Genomic DNA, 877 nt, shown 5'->3' with positions numbered 1-877 from the left:
ATCCTGATTAGCTAAGTCAGTATAGGAGTACTCAATCTGCTGCTGCAATAACAACGCCTTGACAGTGGTGCGGTACTTTCTTGCATTGTCTCCCACGGCGTCCACTCGGCTTAACAGTAGCTCTACTTTGGGGATGAGTCGTTGTTCTCTTGCCGCCTCTGAGGTTTGATTGGAGGACTGCCAAAATAGATAGCCCAACGTGGTACTCGTTACTAGCAGCGCAAGCGTAACGAACCACAACCAAGTCGGCGCAGGTGAATTGGAGTGAACCTTGGCTGTTTGCTCAACAGGGTGTTGCTCATGCTCGACAAGCTGAACAGAGCTAGGATTCAGAAAGTAGCCCTTACGAGGGTAGGTCACCAATATTTTGGTGGCATCGCTCTCTGGTAGGTGCTTTTGCAGTATTGCGCGTAGAGTACTGATGCGGTTGGTCAGGCCATTCTTGGAAATGAAGCTGCTTTTCCAAATCTCTTCAATGATCAGCTCCGCTGAAATCGGTTCACCGACATGGCGCAGCAGCAACTCGAGCAGCTCAATCGAGCGTGGCTCCAAGTTAATCACTTCTTCAGGCGTGCTCAGTTCTCTTATCGCAGGGTTGTATACGAGATCAGCAATCGAAATTGTGGTGTTTTTCGCCTGTGCGGCACTGAGGAAGTCTTGCATGGATAGCCGTGATTGATAAAAACCCGCAATTCTAGCGGCTTTATTTATAAAAAGCAGCTAGCTGTGCAAGATAAAAGCACTCATTTCGTCTTTGCTCAAAAACGAGAAAATGAGTGCTCACGGACAAGGTTAGGTACCGTAGCTTACTGAGTATCGAGTAGGCTTATGGTTCATTGCCAGCACGATGTTCAATACCGCAGTACCAAGTACTGAT

General features: G+C 48.0%; 1 protein-coding gene and 1 pseudogene. Both read right to left on the bottom strand.

What is annotated here, in order from left to right; all coding sequences use genetic code 11:
* Positions 1 to 663 (bottom strand): winged helix-turn-helix domain-containing protein (locus tag KIV40_RS32780; RefSeq protein WP_285353546.1); only part of this gene is annotated, 663 nt, incomplete at its 3' end.
* A 129-nt stretch (positions 664 to 792) separates the two neighbouring features.
* A pseudogene (locus KIV40_RS32775) lies at positions 793 to 877 on the bottom strand (YitT family protein); the annotation flags it as partial.

The sequence above is a fragment of the Vibrio sp. D173a genome, from assembly GCF_030248475.1.
The sequence above is the reverse complement of the archived record's forward strand: the minus strand, read 5'-3'. Positions and strand labels throughout refer to the sequence as shown.